Origin of the sequence: Rhodococcus sp. NPDC057529 (assembly GCF_042802055.1) — a bacterium.
GTDB lineage: Bacteria > Actinomycetota > Actinomycetes > Mycobacteriales > Mycobacteriaceae > Rhodococcus_F.
This window is the reverse complement of sequence record NZ_JBHVEY010000072.1, coordinates 1-1,169: the sequence shown is the minus strand read 5'-3', so window position 1 is coordinate 1,169 and position 1,169 is coordinate 1. Positions and strand designations below refer to the sequence as shown.

Here is a 1,169-nt window from a genome sequence, read left to right as displayed (position 1 = left end):
GGGTTGGATGTGCACGCGCGGTCGGTGGTCGCGTGCGGTCTCGATGGTGAGACCGGTGAGATGTTCGAGCGTCGGTTGACGCCGGATCATCATGAGATCCTCGGGTGGATCCGTTCGTTACCGGGGCGGGCGGCGGTGACTTACGAGGCGGGTCCGACAGGGTTTGGTCTGGCCAGGTTCCTGCTCGCGGCCGGGATCGTGTGTCTCGTGGCGGCGCCGTCCAAGTTGCAACGCCCGTCGGGCGATCGGGTCAAGACCGATACCCGCGATGCCCGGCACCTGGCCCGACTTTTGCATCTGGGTGAAATTGTGCCGGTGACGATTCCGAGCGTGGAGCAGGAAGCTGCCCGCGATCTGGTCCGGGCACGAGAGGATGTGCGCGGGGACTTGATGGCAGCCCGGCACCGCATCTCGAAACTGCTTCTCCGGCAGGGAATCGTCTACTCCGGCGGAAAAGCGTGGACGGGTAAACATCAGGTGTGGCTACGGACGCACACGTTCACCGTCCCGGGACTGCAACTGGCATACGACACCGCGTTCGACACCATGCTTGCCACCGTCGATCGCCGAGACCGCCTGGATGCGGCGATCGCCGAGATGGCCGCGGACAGCGCCTACACACCGGTGGTGACCCGGCTCGGATGCCTACGCGGAATCTCGACGTTGACCGCGTTCGGGCTGGCCGTCGAGATCGGAGACTGGCAACGACTCACCGGACGGTCGATCGGCGCCTACCTTGGCCTGGTGCCCACCGAGTCGTCCTCGGGCGCGTCACGCTCGCAGGGGTCGATTACCAAGACCGGCAACGCTCACGCCCGCCGACTGCTGATAGAGGCCGCCTGGCATCACCGCCAGCCCTACCACCATCCCGGTGTGGATCTGCGGCGACGGTGGGACCGGGCCACCCCGTCGGCGCGGGCACGCGGACAGCAAGGCAACCGCCGCCTGTACGGTCGGTGGCAGAGCTTCGATCAGCGACGAAAGCGACCGGTGGTCGCCAATACCGCCATCGCCCGTGAGCTCGCCGGCTGGTGCTGGTCGCTGGCGATACTCGACGGCTGACCGCCGCCGTCTACAAGTGTCCGGATGACCCACCAGGGTGGTGACGGCCAGCGCCTGGGAGTGACCCGCGAACGCTCTATGAGCAATCCCTAACTCCACATTGGGAT

General features: G+C 66.4%; 1 protein-coding gene. It reads left to right on the top strand.

Annotation, left to right across the window (positions count from 1 at the left end):
- Positions 1-1,062 (top strand): IS110 family transposase (locus tag ACFU5V_RS43065; RefSeq protein WP_378707539.1); only part of this gene is annotated, 1,062 nt, incomplete at its 5' end.
- Positions 1,063-1,169 lie beyond the last annotated feature (107 nt).